Origin of the sequence: Angustibacter sp. McL0619 (genome assembly GCF_049994355.1) — a bacterium.
GTDB lineage: Bacteria > Actinomycetota > Actinomycetes > Actinomycetales > Angustibacteraceae > Angustibacter.
The window spans coordinates 3,242,722-3,259,835 of sequence record NZ_CP188257.1; the positions used below are offsets into that span (position 1 = coordinate 3,242,722).

16 protein-coding genes are annotated in these 17,114 nt (G+C 72.5%); 5 read left to right on the plus strand and 11 right to left on the minus strand.

Going from position 1 to position 17,114, the window contains the following annotated elements:
* Nucleotides 1-41: 41 nt before the first annotated feature.
* The 7 genes from ligA to ACPPVT_RS15110 all read right to left on the minus strand — a co-directional run bounded on the left by ligA (nucleotide 42) and on the right by ACPPVT_RS15110 (nucleotide 8,399).
* Nucleotides 42-2,141, minus strand: a complete 2,100-nt coding sequence (gene ligA, locus ACPPVT_RS15080; RefSeq protein WP_426561623.1) for an NAD-dependent DNA ligase LigA — start codon at nucleotides 2,139-2,141, stop codon at nucleotides 42-44.
* 56 nt (nucleotides 2,142-2,197) lie between these two features.
* Nucleotides 2,198-3,148 (minus strand): site-2 protease family protein, encoded by a 951-nt coding sequence (locus ACPPVT_RS15085; protein ID WP_426561625.1) that lies wholly within the window; start codon nucleotides 3,146-3,148, stop codon nucleotides 2,198-2,200.
* 93 nt (nucleotides 3,149-3,241) lie between these two features.
* The gene (locus tag ACPPVT_RS15090; protein ID WP_426561627.1) at nucleotides 3,242-4,225 is read right to left on the minus strand and encodes a methionine synthase; all 984 of its coding nucleotides are present in this window, start codon (nucleotides 4,223-4,225) and stop codon (nucleotides 3,242-3,244) included.
* A complete protein-coding gene (mnmA, locus tag ACPPVT_RS15095; RefSeq protein WP_426561629.1) occupies nucleotides 4,222-5,298 on the minus strand; it encodes a tRNA 2-thiouridine(34) synthase MnmA in 1,077 nt (358 codons plus the stop codon). The genes ACPPVT_RS15090 and mnmA overlap by 4 nt, the downstream gene beginning before the upstream one ends.
* Complete coding sequence (locus tag ACPPVT_RS15100) at nucleotides 5,295-6,452, minus strand: cysteine desulfurase family protein (RefSeq protein WP_426567169.1); 1,158 nt, start codon at nucleotides 6,450-6,452, stop codon at nucleotides 5,295-5,297. Before ACPPVT_RS15100 ends, mnmA begins: the two co-directional genes overlap by 4 nt.
* A 154-nt stretch (nucleotides 6,453-6,606) precedes the next feature.
* The gene (locus ACPPVT_RS15105) at nucleotides 6,607-7,563 is read right to left on the minus strand and encodes an electron transfer flavoprotein subunit alpha/FixB family protein (protein WP_426561631.1); all 957 of its coding nucleotides are present in this window, start codon (nucleotides 7,561-7,563) and stop codon (nucleotides 6,607-6,609) included.
* A gap of 35 nt (nucleotides 7,564-7,598) precedes the next feature.
* A complete protein-coding gene (locus ACPPVT_RS15110; protein ID WP_426561633.1) occupies nucleotides 7,599-8,399 on the minus strand; it encodes an electron transfer flavoprotein subunit beta/FixA family protein in 801 nt (266 codons plus the stop codon).
* Between the two features lie 205 nt (nucleotides 8,400-8,604).
* On the opposite strand from ACPPVT_RS15110, the gene ACPPVT_RS15115 reads away from it, so the two are divergent.
* The 4 genes from ACPPVT_RS15115 (at nucleotide 8,605) to ACPPVT_RS15130 (ending at nucleotide 12,992) form a co-directional block, all read left to right on the plus strand.
* The gene (locus ACPPVT_RS15115) at nucleotides 8,605-9,399 is read left to right on the plus strand and encodes a class I SAM-dependent methyltransferase (protein ID WP_426561635.1); all 795 of its coding nucleotides are present in this window, start codon (nucleotides 8,605-8,607) and stop codon (nucleotides 9,397-9,399) included.
* Nucleotides 9,396-10,925 carry a 1,4-alpha-glucan branching protein domain-containing protein gene (locus tag ACPPVT_RS15120; protein ID WP_426561637.1) on the plus strand — a complete coding sequence of 510 codons (1,530 nt, stop codon included), beginning with the start codon at nucleotides 9,396-9,398 and terminating at the stop codon, nucleotides 10,923-10,925. Before ACPPVT_RS15115 ends, ACPPVT_RS15120 begins: the two co-directional genes overlap by 4 nt.
* A 1-nt stretch (nucleotide 10,926) precedes the next feature.
* Complete coding sequence (locus tag ACPPVT_RS15125) at nucleotides 10,927-12,108, plus strand: glycosyltransferase family 4 protein (protein WP_426561639.1); 1,182 nt, start codon at nucleotides 10,927-10,929, stop codon at nucleotides 12,106-12,108.
* 86 nt (nucleotides 12,109-12,194) lie between these two features.
* Nucleotides 12,195-12,992 (plus strand): hypothetical protein, encoded by a 798-nt coding sequence (locus ACPPVT_RS15130; RefSeq protein ID WP_426561641.1) that lies wholly within the window; start codon nucleotides 12,195-12,197, stop codon nucleotides 12,990-12,992.
* 43 nt (nucleotides 12,993-13,035) lie between these two features.
* Here the strand turns inward: ACPPVT_RS15130 and ACPPVT_RS15135 are convergent, their stop codons facing one another.
* The 4 genes from ACPPVT_RS15135 to ACPPVT_RS15150 all read right to left on the minus strand — a co-directional run bounded on the left by ACPPVT_RS15135 (nucleotide 13,036) and on the right by ACPPVT_RS15150 (nucleotide 16,078).
* Complete coding sequence (locus ACPPVT_RS15135) at nucleotides 13,036-13,737, minus strand: acyltransferase (RefSeq protein ID WP_426567170.1); 702 nt, start codon at nucleotides 13,735-13,737, stop codon at nucleotides 13,036-13,038.
* 52 nt (nucleotides 13,738-13,789) lie between these two features.
* A complete protein-coding gene (locus ACPPVT_RS15140; RefSeq protein ID WP_426561642.1) occupies nucleotides 13,790-14,785 on the minus strand; it encodes a class I SAM-dependent methyltransferase in 996 nt (331 codons plus the stop codon).
* Nucleotides 14,785-15,564 carry an enoyl-CoA hydratase/isomerase family protein gene (locus tag ACPPVT_RS15145; protein ID WP_426561644.1) on the minus strand — a complete coding sequence of 260 codons (780 nt, stop codon included), beginning with the start codon at nucleotides 15,562-15,564 and terminating at the stop codon, nucleotides 14,785-14,787. Before ACPPVT_RS15145 ends, ACPPVT_RS15140 begins: the two co-directional genes overlap by 1 nt.
* Nucleotides 15,565-15,637: 73 nt before the next feature.
* Nucleotides 15,638-16,078, minus strand: a complete 441-nt coding sequence (locus ACPPVT_RS15150; protein WP_426561646.1) for a T3SS (YopN, CesT) and YbjN peptide-binding chaperone 1 — start codon at nucleotides 16,076-16,078, stop codon at nucleotides 15,638-15,640.
* Between the two features lie 63 nt (nucleotides 16,079-16,141).
* Between ACPPVT_RS15150 and ACPPVT_RS15155 the strand changes: the two genes are divergently transcribed.
* Nucleotides 16,142-17,101 carry a quinone oxidoreductase family protein gene (locus ACPPVT_RS15155; protein WP_426561648.1) on the plus strand — a complete coding sequence of 320 codons (960 nt, stop codon included), beginning with the start codon at nucleotides 16,142-16,144 and terminating at the stop codon, nucleotides 17,099-17,101.
* Nucleotides 17,102-17,114 lie beyond the last annotated feature (13 nt).

A 17,114-nucleotide genomic window follows, 5' to 3' on the forward strand; every position in this document is an offset into this window, starting at 1 on the left:
CACCTGTGCCATCGGCAGCGGGGGGCGGTTCCTGAGAGATCTCAGGTCACGGCGTCCGGCCCCTGATCCAGCAGGCGTCGGAAGCCCGCCTCGTCGAGCACCGGGACGCCGAGCTGGACGGCCTTGTCGTGCTTGCTGCCGGGGCTGTCGCCGACCACCACGAAGGCGGTCTTCTTGGACACCGAGCCCGAGGCCTTGCCGCCTCGGGCCAGGATCGCCTCCCTGGCCTCGTCCCGGCTGAACCCCTCGAGGGAACCGGTGACGACCAGGGTCAGCCCCTCGAGCGTGCGCGGCACGGAGTCGTCGCGCTCCTGCGCCATCCGCACGCCGTCACGGGCCCACTTCTCGACGACCTGGGCGTGCCAGTCGACCTCGAACCACTCGCGGACCGCCTCGGCGATGACCGGCCCGACGCCGTCCACGGCGGCCAGCTCGTCCTGGCTCGCTGCCCGGATGGCGTCGATGCCGGCCAGCTCGGTAGCCAGTGCGCGGGCCGCCGTCGGCCCCACGTGCCGGATCGACAGAGCCACGATCACCCGCCACAACGGCTGCCGCTTGGCCTTGACGAGGTTCTCCAGCAGCTTGTGGCCGTTCGCGGACAGCTCGCCGTCCTTGCGGGTGAACAGCGGCACCGTGCGCAGCTGCTCCTCGGTTAAAGCGAACAGGTCACCCTCGTCCTGCACCACACCGGCGTCCAGCAGGGACTGCGCGGCTTCGAAGCCCATGGCCTCGATGTCGAAGGCCCCTCGCGAGGCGACGTGGAACAGCCGCTCGCGCAGCTGGGCCGGGCAGGACCGGGAGTTCGGGCAGCGGATGTCGACGTCCCCCTCGCGCTGCTGCGCCAGCGTGGTGCCGCAGGACGGGCACTCGGTGGGCATCACGAACTCCCGGGCGTCGTCCGGGCGTAGGTCGATCACCGGGCCCAGCACCTCCGGGATCACGTCACCGGCCTTGCGCAGCACCACCGTGTCGCCGATCAGCACGCCCTTGCGGCGCACCTCGTCCGCGTTGTGCAGGGTGGCCATCTCGACCGTGGATCCGGAGACCAGCACCGGCTCCATCACGGCGAAGGGTGTGACCCGACCGGTGCGCCCGACGTTGACCCGGATGTCGAGCAGCTTGGTGGTGACCTCCTCCGGTGGGTACTTGTAGGCGATAGCCCAGCGAGGCGCTCGGCTGGTGGAGCCCAGCCGCCGCTGCGCGGCCAGCTCGTCGATCTTCACCACGATGCCGTCGATGTCGTGCTCGAGGTCGTGGCGGTGCTCGCCGTAGTGCTCGACGAAGGCCAGCACGTCGTCCACCGTCTCGAGCACCTTCGCCCGGTCGCTGACCGGCAGCCCCCAACCGCCGAGCAGCTCGTACGCCTGGGACTGCCGGGTGAGGTCGATGCCATGGGTGTCGAAGCCCCGCCGGGCGCCGATGCCGTGCACGAGCAGGTGCAGCGGCCGGGTCGCGGTGACCCTGGGGTCCTTCTGCCGCAAAGACCCGGAGGCCGCGTTGCGCGGGTTGGCGAACGGTGCCCTGCCGGCCTCGACCAGGCTGGCGTTGAGGTCGGCGAAGGCCTCGGTCGGGAAGAAGATCTCGCCGCGCACCTCCACCAGCTCGGGGACGCCGTCGCCGTCGAGCTGCCCGGGGACGTCGCGCAGCGTCCGGACGTTGAGCGTGACGTCCTCCCCCGTACGGCCGTCGCCGCGGGTCGCCGCCCGCACCAGCCGTCCGCTCTCGTAGACCAGGTCGATCGCCAGGCCGTCGATCTTCAGCTCGCACAGCCACGTCACCGGCGTCCCGGCCGCCTGAGCCGCGCGCTCCATCCACGCGCGCAGCTCGTCGAGGCTGAAGACGTTGTCCAGGCTGAGCAGCCGCTCGAGGTGGTCGACCGCGGCGAAGTCCGTCGAGAACGTGCCGCCGACGACCTGGGAGGGACTGTCCGGCGTCCGCAGCCCGGGGTGCTGCTCCTCGAGCGCCTCCAGCTCGTGCAGCAGCCGGTCGAACTCGCCGTCGCTGACCGTCGGCGCCTCGCGGATGTAGTAGGCGAAGCGGTGGCCGCGGATCTGCTCGGCCAGGTCCGTCCAGCGGTGCCGGGCGTCGTCCGGGATCTCGTCCAGCTCGACGGAGGGCGCGGGCAGCTCGGCGTCGGTCACGTGCGTCATTCTGCACCGCGGCACCGACAGTGAGGGGGTCGACCAGGTGGGCGGGTTCAGCGAGGGATGTAGGTGACGTGGATGCCCCAGAGGCAGGTCAGCGCCACAGCGGCATACGTGACACCGATGGCCAGGCGCACGTTCGGCTCGACCTCGTAGTACGAGCCGGCCTCGCCGTTGCGGCGCTCTCTCCACCGCCGGACCATCTCGACGACACCGAGGAAGAGGACGAAGACCAGGACGGGGGACGGCATGAAGTACAGGACCGCGAGGGCGCCCGCCATGCCGACCCACCAGACAGCCGGGTGCAGCGCGCCGGCGATGCGACCACCGTCCAGCGGGAGCATCGGTAGCAGGTTGAACAGGTTGAGGAAGAAACCCGCGAAGGCAAGGGCCTGGAGCAGCCGGGAGTCGAACGCCTGCGAGAGCGCGTACGTGGCCAGCGACGCCGCCAGGCCGAACCCGGGCCCGGCAAGCGCACCGATGGACTCCTGGGTGACGCTGCGCGGCATCTCCTTCATCGTGACGAAGGCGCCCATGAAGGGGATGAACGTCGGGGCGGAGACCTTCACGCCCTGGGCGCGGAGCACGATGACGTGACCGATCTCGTGGACCGCGATGAGGGCGACGAAGCCGACGGCGTACCACCAGCCGAAGATGAACGCGTAGGCGGCGACGCTGATCGCCATGGAGGCTGCGACCTTGAACTTGACCAGGAACGCGAGGGCCTTGAGGCCGAACAGCATCTTGAACAGGCCGCCCTTGGCGGCGGCGCCGGCACCGGCGGCTGCGGGGCCGGCCGCCTTCTTGCTCGTCCCGAGCCAGGTGCGCTTCGTCTCGTCCGGTCCGCGGTGGGCGGGCGAGGCGTTGAGCGACTCGTAGGGGTGCGGTACCGGTCCGACCGCGCCGTACGGCACGGGCTGCGCGGGGCCACCAGCCGGGCGGGGCGGTGCGAAGAAGCCGTACGGGTCGTCGGCGGGACCGGGGCGGGCGGTGGGCTCGGACACGAGTCCATGGTGCCTGCAGGACGAGCACCGGCGGTCATCAGGTTCTCTGTTTCGCCGAAAACGGCCGAGAAATTGACCCGTCTGGCCGCCTGCTCAGCCCTGAGCGCGCTCGGCCAGCTCGCGGGCGGTCTCACGCGCACGGGTCAGGGCGGCGCGGGCGCCGTGCGGGCTGGCCCCGGCCAGCCCGCAGGTCGGCGTCACCACCACCTGCTCCAGGTCACGGACCGGCAGGCCGACGTCGGACCACCACCGAGCCACCCGAGCCGACAGGGTGGCCGCGCCGGGCAGCTCACCGAGCGTCGGCACGACCCCGGCCCACAGCGCCACGCCGGCCTCGACCGACGCCGCCACCGACTCCCAGCCGGCCGGACCGAGCAGGGTGACGTCGACCGCAATCGCCTGTGCGCCGGCGTCACGCAGCAGCCCGATCGGGACGTCGGGCGCGCAGCAGTGCACCGCGGTGGACCCACCCGCCTCGACCGCGGCGGCCAGCACGCTCGCCAGGCCCTGCTGCACCTCGAGCGCCGGCACGGCGCGCAGCCGACCGAAGCCGGACGCGGTGGGCACCCGCCCCTCGAGCACGGCGGGCAACGCGGGCTCGTCCAGCTGGACGACCGGCTCGGCTCCCGGAACCAGCCGGACGACGTCCGCGACCAGCTCGCGCACCGTCTGAGCCATCGACTCGAGCAGGTCACGGGTGGCACCGCGGTCCACGACTGCCCGCTCGCCACGAGGCAGCCAGACGGTCGAGGCGAGGGTCCAGGGCCCGGCCAGCTGCACCTTGAGGAGCCCGGCGTAGCCGTCGAACGCAGAGGCCATCCGGTCCAGGTCCTCGCGCCAGAACGCCTCGGCGCGGGCCTGGTCGCGGCCGGGCCGGTCCACCAGCCGCCAGCCGCCGGGCTGCAGGTCGATGGGCAGGCTGACCAGCCTCGCCGCGGCCCGTCCGATCAGGTCCGCCCCCGGGCCGCGGGACGGCAGCTCGGGCAGGAAGGGCAGCTCCGTGAGCTCGCCCCGGACCACCGCGAGCGCCTCGGCCACATCGGTGCCGGGCCAGGATCCGATCCCGGTCGCGCTCACCGCCGGGTGGCCGTGATGGTTGCCGACCCGACCACTCGGGTGCCGCTGTACAGGACGACGGCCTGCCCCGTCGCGACGCCACGGATCGGCTGGCGCAGCTCGACCTGCACCGAGCCGTCGGGCCGCACCTCGGCGACGGCCGGCACCGCCTCGCCATGGGCGCGGACCTGTGCGGTCACCTCGACCGGACCGTCGGGCACGGCACCGCACCAACGCTGCCGGTCGCCGACCACCACGCGGACGTCCAGCGCCTCGGCGGGGCCGACGACGACGGTGTTGGTCACCGGCTGGATGTCCAGCACGTAGCGCGGCCTGCCGTCCGGCGCGGGGCGGCCGATCGAGAGTCCCTTGCGCTGTCCGACGGTGAACCCGTAGGCGCCCTGGTGCTCGCCGAGCACCTCGCCGGACTCGTCCGTCACCTGACCCGGGCGCGATCCGAGCCGGCGCTCCAGCCACCCCCGGGTGTCGCCGTCCGCGATGAAGCAGATGTCGTGACTGTCCGGCTTGTCGGCGACCGCGAGCCCGCGGCGGGCGGCCTCGGCCCGGACGTCGACCTTGTCGGTGTCGCCGAGCGGGAACATCGCCCGGGCCAGCTGGTCGGCGGTCAGCACGCCGAGCACGTAGGACTGGTCCTTGCCGTGGTCCACGGCGCGGTGCAGCTCCGGCCCGGACTCCCCCGCCCGGACCTGGGCGTAGTGCCCGGTGCAGAGCGCGTCGAAACCCAGCGCTACCGCCTTGTCCAGCAGCGCCGAGAACTTGATGGTCTCGTTGCAGCGCAGGCACGGGTTGGGGGTGCGGCCGGCCTCGTACTCCGCGACGAAATCCTCGACGACGGCCTCGGCGAACTGCTCGGACAGGTCCCACACGTAGTACGGGATGCCGAGGACGTCGGCCACCCGGCGCGCGTCGTGGGCGTCCTCGACGGTGCAGCAGCCGCGGGCCCCGGTGCGCAACGTGGCCGGGTTGCGGGACAGCGCCAGATGGACGCCGACCACCTCGTGGCCAGCCTCGACCGCACGCGCCGCGGCCACGCCGGAGTCGACCCCGCCGCTCATCGCGGCCAGGACCCTCATCGGCCGGCCCCGGCGGCGGCCACTGCCCCGGCGCCACGGGCCCGGGCCACCGCGGCGGGCAGCGCGGCCAGCACGGCGGCGACGTCCGCCTCGGTGGAGGTGTGACCGAGCGAGAGCCGAAGCGCGGAGCGCACCTCTGCCTCCGGCATGCCCATCGCGAGCAGGACGTGGCTGGGCTGCGGTACGCCGGCCTGGCAGGCCGAGCCGGTCGAGCACTCGATGCCCTGGGCATCGAGGAGGTAGAGCAGCGAGTCGCCGTCGCAGCCCTCGAACGAGAGGTTGAGCAGTCCGGGCAGCCGACCGGCCGGGTCGGGGTCGCCGTGCACGACGAAGTCCGGGACCTGGGCGCGGATACCCGCGACCAGCGCCTCGCGCAGCGCGGTCAGCCGGACCCGGGTGCCGGCCAGCTCGTCGGCCGCGATGCCAGCGGCCACGGCGAACGCGCGGATCGCCGGCTCGTCCAGGGTGCCGCTGCGAACCTGACGCTCCTGGCCGCCGCCATGCACCAGCGGGGACAGCTCGGCACCGCGGACGGCGACCAGCGCGCCGACGCCGACCGGTCCGCCGATCTTGTGGCCGGTGACACTCATCAGGTCGAGCCCGCTGCGGGCGAAGTCGACCGGCACCTTGCCCACCGCCTGCACGGAGTCAGAGTGCACCGGGATGCCGTGCTCGTGGGCGATCTGGACCACCTCGGCGACCGGCTGCACGGTGCCCACCTCGTTGTTGGCCCACATCACGCTGACCAGCGCGACGGACGCCGGGTCCTGCTCGATCGCGGCCCGCAGGGCATCCAGCCGCAGCCGGCCCACCGCGTCCACGGGCAGCCAGACCGCCTCGGCACCCTCGTCGTCCACCAGGGCCTGGGCGGCGTCCATCACCGCGTGGTGCTCGATCGAGCTGACCAGCACGCGGTGCCGGCGCGGGTCGGCGGCCCGGCGGGCGCGGTAGGTGCCCTTGACCGCGAGGTTGTCGGCCTCGGTCCCGCCGGAGGTGAAGACGACCTCGCTCGGGCTGGCGCCGACGGCCCGCGCCAGCTGCTCGCGGGACTCCTCGACGACCCGCCGGGCCCGCCGCCCGGCCGTGTGCAGGGACGACGGGTTCCCGACGACGGACAGCTCGGCCACCATCGCCTCGATGGCCTGGGGCAGCATCGGCGTGGTCGCCGCGTGGTCGAGGTAGACGCTCACCGTCTCAGTCTAGGTCGCTTGCTCACCTCGGCCCGCCTTGCTCAGCTCGACCCGCTCCGCTGGCGCGGATCGGCGGTCTGAGCTGAGCAAGGCGGGCGCGGGTGAGCAAGGGGTCAGGTCAGCTCTTGGCCTTCTCGATCGCCTCGGTGGCCTGCGGCAGGACGGTGAACAGGTCGCCGACGACGCCGAAGTCGACCAGCTCGAAGATCGGTGCCTCCTCGTCCTTGTTCACCGCGACGATCGTCTTCGACGTCTGCATGCCGGCCCGGTGCTGGATCGCGCCGGAGATGCCGTTGGCGACGTAGAGCTGCGGGGAGACCGTCTTGCCGGTCTGGCCGACCTGGTTGGCGTGCGGGTACCAGCCGGCGTCCACCGCGGCGCGAGAGGCGCCGACCGCGGCGCCGAGCGCGTCGGCGAACGCCTCGACCGGCCCGAAGTCGCCGTTGGTGCCGCGACCGCCGGAGACCACGATGGCGGCCTCGGTGAGGTCCGGGCGGCCGGTCTTCTCGCGCGGCTTGCGCTCGATGATCGCCGCGCCCTTGGCGGCGTCGGAGATGGTCGGCTCGAAGGCCTCGTCCGCGGCCGCGGACGGCGCGGCCTGCGGGGTGGCCGAGTTCGGCTTGACGGTGATGATCGGCGTGCCCTTGGTGACCTTGGCCTGCACCGTGTACGAGCCGGCGAACACCGACTGGGTGGTGGTCAGGTCGGCGGCCACCGCGACCGCGTCGGTGATCAGGCCGGAACCGGTCTTGATCGACAGCCGGGCTGCGACCTCCTTGCCCTCGCCGCTGGACGCGATCAGCACCGCAGCGGGCGAGGTGCGCTCGACCAGCTGGGCCAGCGCCTCAGCGGTCGGCGCGACCAGGTGGTCGATGACGTCGGCGGACTCGATGCGGTAGACCTTCGCGGCACCGAACTCGGCCAACGTGTCCTTGGCGGCGGCGAAGGCAGAACTGTCCCGCGCCACGAACACCGCGGACGGCTCGCCGAACTGGCGGGCGATGGTCAGCAGCTCGGTGGTGGTCTTGCGGACTGCCCCGTCGACGTGGTCGACGAGCACGAGTACTTCGCTCATCAGGCTCTACTCCTTGTCAGGAAGGTCAGACGGGGTCAGACGAACTTGCGGGACACGAGGAACTCGGCGAGCTTGGCGCCGCCGTCCCCTTCGTCGGTGACGACCTGGCCGTGCTCCCGCGGCGGGCGGGCGGTGACGGACTCGACCGTCGTCCAGGCTGCGCCGAGGCCGACCTCGCCGGCGTCGATGCCGAGGTCGGCGATCCCCCAGGCGTGCACCGGCTTCTTCTTGGCGGCCATGATCCCCTTGAACGAGGGGTAGCGCGGCTCGTTGATCTGGTCGGTCACGCTGACCACGGCCGGCAGGCTCGAGGTGATGGTCAGCGTGGACGCGTCTCCGTCGCGGCGGATCGTGACGCCGTCGCCGGAGACGGTGACCTCGCTGGCGTAGGTGACCTGCGGCAGGCCGAGGCGCTCGGCGAGCATCGCCGGGACGACGCTCATCGCGGCGTCGGTGGAGGCCATTCCGGTGAGCACCAGGTCGACCTTGGTCTCGGCGCCGAGCTTCTCGATCGCCTTGGCCAGCACCAGCGACGTCGCGGCGGCGTCCGAGCCGGCGATCGCGTCGTCGCTGACGTGCACGCCGGCGTGGGCGCCCATCTGCAGCGACTTCTTCACTGCCTCGGCGGCCTGCTCAGGGCCGACGGTCAGCACGGTCACCTGGTCACCCTCGGCCCCGCTGGCCTCGACGATCTTCAGCGCCTCCTCGACGGCGTACTCGTCGAGCTCGGACAGCCGGCCGTCGACGCCGACCCGGTCAGTGGTGTGGTCGGAGTCCTCGAACGTGCGGTCCGCTTGCGCGTCCGGCACGTACTTCACGCACACGACGATGTTCATGGTCGGGTCTCGACCTCCACTGTGCTCGACCGGCGCCTGCCGGAGGGGGACCGGATCGTCCCTCGATGTCGGGGAACAGCCTGCCAGTCGCGTCCGGTGAGGACACCACCGGTCCGACCGGTCGCCGGAGCATGATGTTACCGGTGGGTAATGTGATGGCAAGCGGTGAGCCGGTGAGGCCCGTCACACTGGGCCCGAGAAAGGGGTGAGCGCGATCGACCAGCACGCACGCGGCCTCGCGCTGACCGGTGAGCGCACCGGGCCAGGCATCTGGCACGAGAGCTACTGGTATGCCCGGCATCTGGCGGCGTACCGGTTCGTGGCCTCTGCCATCGCGCGCAGGGCCGTGGCAACGGCGTTCGCCAGGGCGGACGCAGCTGCCCCGATCACGCTGGACGCGGGCTGCGGCGAGGGGTACGGGATCGAGGTCCTGCGTGACTGTGGCAGTCCAGTCGTCGGCCTCGACTACGACCCCGATGTCACAAGGCACGCCGGCCGAGGCACGGACCGGAACGTGCTGCGCGGCAACGTCGTCCGGCTCCCGCTGGCCGCCGGCTGCGTCGATGCCGTCGTCTCGCTGCAGGTGGTCGAGCACATCTGGACGCCCTTGGAGCTGGTCGACGAGTTCCACAGGGTGCTGCGCCCCGGCGGCCTGCTCGCGCTCTCCACCCCGAACCGGCTCAGCTTCTCCCCCGGGCTGCAGCGCGGAGCCCGGCCCACGAACCCCTTCCACGTCCGTGAGTACGACGGCGAGGAGCTGCTCGAGTTGGTCGGTACGCGGTTCGCCGAGACCGAGCTGCTCGGGGTGCACCGCGGGCCACGGTTGGTCGAGCTGGACGAGAGGTACGGCTCGTTGACCGCTGCTCAGCTCGCCGCCCCGCCGGAGCTCTGGGACGGCGCGCTGGCGGCCGCGGTCCGGTCGGTGCGGCCCGAGGACTTCGTGGTGGGTCGCGCGGCGGACGACGCACTGGACCTGCTCGTGCTGGCGAGCCGCGCGTGAACGAGGTCGGCAGCTTCGCGCTGGTGCTGCACAGCCACCTGCCGTGGCTGGCGCACCACGGCCGCTGGCCGGTGGGCGAGGAGTGGCTGTACCAGGCGTGGGCCGGGTCCTACCTTCCGCTGACCAGGATGCTCGGCGAGCTGGCCGACGTCGGTGCTCGGGACGTACTGACCCTGGGCGTGACACCGGTGCTGGCGGCTCAGCTGGACGACCCGGCTTGCGTGGCTGCAGCTGCGACCTGGGTCGGCATGTGGCAGGCGCGCGCCGTCGAGCTGGCTGGCCGGGGCGACCCGGCGCTGCGCGACCTGGCGAGCCGGGAGTACCGCGCCGCGGCCCGTGCCGCCGAGCAGCTGTCGACCCCTTGGCGGCACGGCGGCTCGCCGGTGCTCCGCTCCCTCGCGGACGCCGGAGTGGTCGAGCTGTTGGGCGGTCCGGCGACGCATCCGTTCCTGCCGCTGCTCGACGAGCGGGTCGCGCGGTTCGCGCTGGCCGCCGGCCTGGCGGACGCGCGCAGCCGGTTCGGCGCGTTCGGTGGCGGGATCTGGGCGCCGGAGTGCGGTTACTCCCCTGGCCTGGAACGGGTCTATGCGGATGCCGGGGTGACCCACTTCCTCGCGGACGAGGCGACGCTGGCCGCGGCCGGGCGATCGACCTCGGCCGCCTGGCGGGTGCGGGGCCGCGAGGTCGCGGTCTTCGGTCGCGACCTGTCGGTGACCGACCGGATCTGGAGCTCGCGGATCGGCTACCCCACTGGCCCTGAGTACCGCGACTTCCATGCGGTGGACGAGCACAGCGGGCTGCACCTACACCGGGTCACCGGATCCGGCGTCCCATCGTCCGGCAAGGGGCGCTACGAGCCGGGCCGGGCGGCGCTGGCCGTCGAGCGAGACGCCCAGGAGTTCGTGGCGCGGGTGCGCGACCGGCTGACCGAAGTCGCTGACCGCGACCGCCGCCCCGGGCTGGTCGTCGCCGCCTACGACACCGAGCTGTTCGGACATTGGTGGCACGAAGGTCCGGCCTTCCTGGCCCGGGTGCTGCGGTTGTTGCCTGCGGCGGGCGTGCGACTGACCACCTTGCGCCGGGCGCTCGAGGACGGTGCGGTGCGCGGTGACATCGACCTGCCTGCCGGGTCGTGGGGTGCCGGCAAGGACTTCCGGGTCTGGGCCGGGCCGACGGTGGAACCCTTGGTGGACGAGGGTTTCTGGGTGCAGCGCCGCCTGCTCGACGTGCTGGATGCGGAACGCCTCGGCCGCCGGTTGCTGGTGCGGCGCCCGGACCTGGACCAGCTCGCACGCCAGGCGCTGCTCGCCTTGTCCAGCGACTGGGCGTTCATGGTCACTCGCGACCAGGCGGCCGACTACGCCTGGCGGCGAGCCGACGAGCACCGTGCCGCGTTCCACCGGCTGGCCGAGCTGGTGCAACGGGGCGACCGGCAGGGTGCCACCGAGGAGGCTGCCCGGCAGCGGACGACGGACGGACCCTTCGGCGACCTGGACGCCAGAACCCTTCTGCGGCAGGGTTCCTGAGGTGCGCGTCCTGCACCTGTCCTGGGAGTACCCGCCGGTCGTGCACGGCGGGCTGGGCCGGCACGTCGACGCGCTGACCCGTGCCCAGGCTGCCGCCGGCGACGAGGTCGGCGTCGTCTGCCTCGCCGACGACCTGACGGCCGGGCACCGCGCGCAGCCGCAGGCACCAGCGCTCGAGGTCCGCGACGGCGTCTGGGTGCGGCGGGTGCGCGCACCCGTGGTTGCCGACCCGGTGGCCGACCTGGCGTCGTCGATGGCAGTGGTGCAGCAGCGGATGCGCTCCACGGCAGCGGGTCTGGCCGCCGACGTGGTGCACGCGCACGACTGGATGGTGGCCGATGCGGCGCGCGCGGTCGCGGACGACCTCGGCTGCCCGATGGTGCTCACGGTGCACGCCACCGAGCTCGGACGGCGCGAGGGTCGGCTCGATGGCCCTGTGCCGCAGGCGGTGCACGAGGCAGAGTGCCGGGCCGTCGTCGCGGCGGACCGGGTGGTGGTCTGCTCCACCCCGATGGTCGACGAGGTGGTCGAGCACGGCGCAGAGCGGTCGGCGGTCTGCGTGGTGCCTGGCGCCGTCGAGGGCTCCCGCTGGTGCACCTCGCCGGCGCAACGTGGGTCTGCGCGGGCTCGGTTCGGCGCGAAGGGTCCGCTGGTCGTGGCCGCTGGACGGCTGGAGTGGGAGAAGGGCTTCTCGACGTTGTTGCGGGCCATGCCTGCGGTGTTGGCCGCACATCCGGCGTGCAGCGTGGTCCTGGCCGGAACCGGCTCCTACGAGCCGCAACTGCGCGCCCTGGCCGGCGACCTCGGACTCGACGGGTCGCTCGAGCTGCCCGGGCGTCTTGGTACGCCGGACCTGGCCGGCCTGTTCGCTGCTGCGGACGTGGTCGTGGTGCCGAGCCGGTACGAGCCGTTCGGCCTGGTGGCACTGGAGGCCCAGGCAGCCGGGGCAGCGGTGGTCGCGACGGCGGTGGGCGGGCTGGGCGAGATCGTCGAAGACGGTAGGACGGGGCGCCTGTTCGCACCCGGCGACGTCGACCGCCTCGCTGCGATCCTGACGGTCTTGCTGGGCGATCCCGCTGGGGTCGCAGGCCTGGCCGCTGGCGGTACGGCCAAGGCTCGGCAGCGCACCTGGGCCGGCGTCGCCGACGCTCTGCGCTTCGTCTATCCGGACGCGCCCGGCTGAAACGTCTGCCTCCGGGCACCGGCAGCGAGCCGGCGAGATTCGAGGCTCGGTGGCGATACCCATCGCAGGCTGGTCTGCTGGGGTCCATGGCTGACGAAGGCACGCTCAAAGGAGCCTTGCAGGAGGCCGGGGCCACCGCGCTGGGCCAAGACCATCGTGACGATCCCGTCCTGCCTGGTTCGGGCGGCCCGGCGGGCAATGCGCGCCTCACGGCGTGGACCGGGATGGTCCTGCTCGTGCTGTTCATCGCGGAGCTCGTCACGTTGCTCGACGTTCGCGGTCTGATCAGCTGGCATCTGGCGCTCGGCGTCCTGCTCATCCCGCCTGCGCTGCTGAAAACCGGGACGACCGGCTGGCGGATCGTGCGCTACTACGCGGGCAATCCGCCGTACCGGTCGGCCGGCCCTCCCCCGCTGTTGTTGCGCGTGCTCGGCCCACTGGTCGTCATCACCACATTGGCAGTGCTGGGGTCCGGGGTGATTCTGGTCCTGGTCGGCGAGTCAGCCAGCCGGCAGCACGCGGTCACGCTCGCGGGACAACGAGTGGATCTGATCACGTTGCACCAGGCGGCGTTCGCCCTCTGGTGTGTCGTTACGGGATTGCACTTGCTGGGCCGGATGGTCCCTGCCTGGCAGCTGACTCGCACCACCCGAACCCACGTGCCTGGAGGCCCGTGGCGAGTCGCGGCCCTGCTGGTGGCGGCGTTGCTTGGCGGCCTCTGCGTCGTATGGGTGTTGCTGGGCTCGGGAGGTTGGCACGATCCGGCGCAGCACCGGCCGCCGCACCAGGCCGTCAGGGTGCACGGCGCGGTGGAGGTTGGCGCACGGTTCCTGTGGACAAGCCACGATCGTGTCAACGTCGCATCGCGGGTGATGCGACGTTGACACGATGCCGTGGCTGAGCATGTTGGCCGCGCGCCGCCCACGCTCAGCCCTCCCCCGCCGCCCGGTGCTTGCGGGCCATGTCGGCCAGCGCCTGGCGTGCCGGCGCTCCCGCCTCGTAGGCAGCCTGCCGGTCACGCACCACCCGCCCGGGGATGCCGGCGACCACGACCCCGTCCGGGAACTCCCCGCGCGCCACGGCGTGCGCGGCCAGCACGCAGCCGCGCCCGAAGGTCGTGCCGCGCAGCACGCTCGCCTTGACCCCGATCCACGAACCGGCACCGATCCGCACCGGCGACTTCACGATCCCCTGGTCCTTGATCGGCACGTGCACGTCCTCGGTGACGTGGTCGAAGTCGCACACGTACACCCAGTCGGCGATCAGCGTGCCGGCGCCGATCTCGACGTCCAGGTAGCAGTTGATCGTGTTGTCCCGCCCGAGCACGCACTTGTCGCCGATGGTCAGGGTTCCCTCGTGCGCCCGAAGCACGTTGCCGTCACCGAGATGCACCCACGAGCCGAGCACCAGCCGCCCGTACCCCGGCCGGGCCCGCAGCTCGACCCGCCTGCCCAGGAAGACCATCCCGTGCGTCACAACGTGGGGGTAGCGCAGCCGCAGCACCAGCAGCCGCCAGTAGCGCACCAGGTACCACGGCGTGAAAGCCTTGTGCCGCAGCACCCACCGCAGGCTCTCGCCGGTCAGGTAGCGCGCCTGTCTGGGGTCGCGCCCGTCACGCAGCCGGAGCATCCACGCACCGAGGACGCCGTCCGGAACGGTCCAGCTGGTCCGCACCGCGTCCTCAGCCCGGCTTGGTGCCCGTGACGGCCACGTTGTAGAAGAAGCGGTCCGGCACGACCTTGCTCAGTGCCCGGTCCACGGTTCCCAGCCGCTGCCACGAGCCGAAGGCGAAGCGCGCCCAGCCCCACCCGAGCCGCTCGGGGTTGACCGCCGCCTCGAAGGTGCGCACCGGCCAGCCGAGGAACGCCGCGGCGAGCTCCTCGGTCACGGTCCGGACGTCGACCGCACCCGCGCGCAGCACGGTGCGGGCCAGCTCGTCCGGGTCGAAGGTGTGCAGGTCGACCACCCACTCCAGCGCAGCGGCCCGGGACGACTCGTCCAGCTCCTCCCGGGACCGGGACCACTTGTCTCGCAACGGCTTCAGGCGCGTGACCCGGGTGGTCGCCTGCCAGGTCAGCCGCCCGAGGTTGCGGGCGTACCAGCTGCCGATCCGGGTCGGCTCGCCGGCGATGACGAACCGGCCGCCCGGCCGCAGCACGCGCAGCATCTCGCGGAAGGCCAGCTCGACGTCCGGGATGTGGTGGATCACCGCGTGACCCACCACGACGTCGAAGGTGTCGTCGTCGTAGGGCAGCCGCTCTGCATCGGCCACCCGACCCTCTACCGTGAAGCCGAGCAGCTCGGCGTTGCGCTGGGCGGCCTCGACCATCCCAGGGGACAGGTCGGTGACGTGCACCTCGTCGAGCACCCCGGCCTGCTTGAGGTTGAGCGAGAAGAAGCCGGTGCCCGCACCCACCTCGAGCGCCTTCCGGTAAGGCCAGCCGCGCTCCCCCGCGACCGCCGCGAACCGGTCCCGGGCGTAGTCGATGCAGCGCTCGTCGAACGAGATGGACCACTTCTGGTCGTAGGTCTGCGCCTCCCAGTCGTGGTACAGCACCTGGGCGAGCTTGGTGTCCTGCCAGGCGGCCTCGACCTGGGCCGCGCTGGCGCGAGGGTTGGCGCGAGGGTTGGCGCGAGGGTTGGCGCGGGGGCTGGCGTGCGGGTGCGGCTGGCTCATCACTTACCTTCGAACGTCGCCTTGCCAGGGCCGTCCTCGACGAAGGACCGCATGCCCTCGGCGCGGTCCTGGGTCGCGAACAGTGCGGCGAACTGCAGCCGTTCGATCTCCAGCCCGGTGTCCAGGTCGGACTCGAGCCCGCGGTCGATCGCCTCCTTCGCCGCACGTAGCGCGTAGGCCGGCCCGCCGACGAAGCGGCCCATCATGGTGCGCGCGGCCGAGTAGACGTCATCCGCTGCCACCACCTGGTCGACCAGGCCGATCGCCAGCGCCTCCGCGGCGTCCACGAACCGGCCGGTGAAGATCAGGTCCTTGGCCTTCGCCGGGCCGACCAGCCGCGGCAGCCGCTGGGTGCCGCCGGCGCCGGGGATGATGCCGAGCAGGATCTCGGGCTGGCCGACCTTGGCGTTGTCCCCGCAGATCCGGAAGTCGCAGCAGAGCGCGAGCTCCATGCCGCCACCGAGCGCGTAGCCGGTGATCGCCGCGACGGTGGGCTTGGGGATCCGCGCCACGGCACTCAGCGAGGACTGCAGCGCACCCGAGCGGTCCGCCATGTCGGTGTAGGACATCTGCTGCATCTGCTTGATGTCCGCGCCGGCCGCGAAGACCTTCTCGCCGCCGTAGACGATCACCGCGCTGACGTCGCGACGGTCGCTCGCCTCCAGCGCGGCGTCCCGGATCTCCTCCTGCACCTGGGCGTTCAGGGCGTTCATCGGTGGCCGCTCCAGCCGGATCGTCCCGATGCCGCCATCCACCTCGAGCCGGACGTACTCGCCCACGAAAACCTCCCGCTTTCGCCGTCTCGCGACGGTCGTCGAACCCGCGTGCTGCTGGTCGATGGAGCCTAACCGGCTAGCTGCCCTGGATCTCGCCGAGTGCCTCGTGCCAGAGGTTGACCGCGGTCAGCACGAGCTCCAGGGACGAGGTGACCACCAGCTGCAGCGGCGTCCCGGTCGTCACCAGGTGGTCGGCCGACACGATCAGGATCCGGTCACCCAGGGTGGTCTTGGCCACCGAGAGCCGGGACGAGACCGAGTTGCAGGCTCGCAGCATGGACAGCTCGTCGGCGTCCACGTCGTCCAGCCGCCACTGTCCGAACACCCGCAACACCGTGATCTCGCCCTCGGTGCAGCGCACGTACAGCTGCTGCCCCTGCACCTTCACCGCGACGTCGCCGTCGTCGTCGATGTCTGGGCGGTAACCCTCGTCGAGCAGGACGTCGAGCACGCGGCCGCGCAGCGGGCGCTGGTCGGAGGGGGGCGGGAAGTCAGGCAGGGACGTCGGGTCGGTCATGCGTCCACGGTAGTCGTGCCCGAAGGGCGGAATCACTACCGACCGGACGAGGTTGGCCCGGTCATGAGCCCATCGCGCGCCCGAGCCGTCGTCGCCACCGCCTACGGAGGACCGGAGGTGCTCGAGCTCGTCGAGGTCGACATCCCGGACCCAGGGCCGGGGCAGGTCGTCGTCGACGTCCGTGCCGCCGGGACCAACCCGGCGGACGTGAAGTCGTACGCCGGCGTCTGGGGCAAGGACCCGGCGGCGCTGCCGCTGCGGCTGGGCTACGAGGTCTCCGGGGTGGTCAGCGCGGTCGGTCCGGACGCCGAGGGACCGCTGGGGGCGATCGCGGTCGGCGACGAGGTGGCGGTGTTCCGGATCGCCGGTGGCTACGCGGAGCGGGTGCTCGTGCCGGCGTCCGCCGTGCTGCCCAAGCCAGCCGCCCTGAGCTGGTCCCAGGCCGCCGGACTGCTCCTGACCGGCGGCACCGCCACCCACACGGTGGTGGCCACCGGGGTGCGGGCCGGGGAGACCGTGCTGGTGCACGGCGGGACCGGTGGGGTGGGGCTGATGGCGGTGCAGCTAGCCGTCGACGAGGGAGCCACCGTGGTCGCGACGGCCAGCCCGGGCGGCCACGACCTGCTGCGCGACCTGGGCGCCGTGCCGGTCCGGTACGGCGACGGCCTGGCCGACCGGGTGCGGGCGCTCGCCCCGGGCGGGGTGGACGCGGCCATCGACACGGTGGGCACCGACGAGGCCGTCGACGTCTCGCTGGAGCTGGTCGCCGACCCGCAGCGGATCGCGACCATCGCCGCGTTCGGACGGGCGGCGTCGGCCGGCATCAAGCTGCTCGGCGGCGGGCCGGGTGCAGACCCGGGCGAGAACATCCGGATGCCCGCCCGGTCCAGGCTGCTGGAGCAGGCCGGCACCGGTCGGCTGCGCGTCCTGGTGGCCGACGAGTTCGCGCTCGCCGACGTGGCGGCGGCGCACCGTACGCTGATGGGTTCTCACGCACCGGGAAAGATCGTCCTCGTCACCTGAACGCAGCATCAAG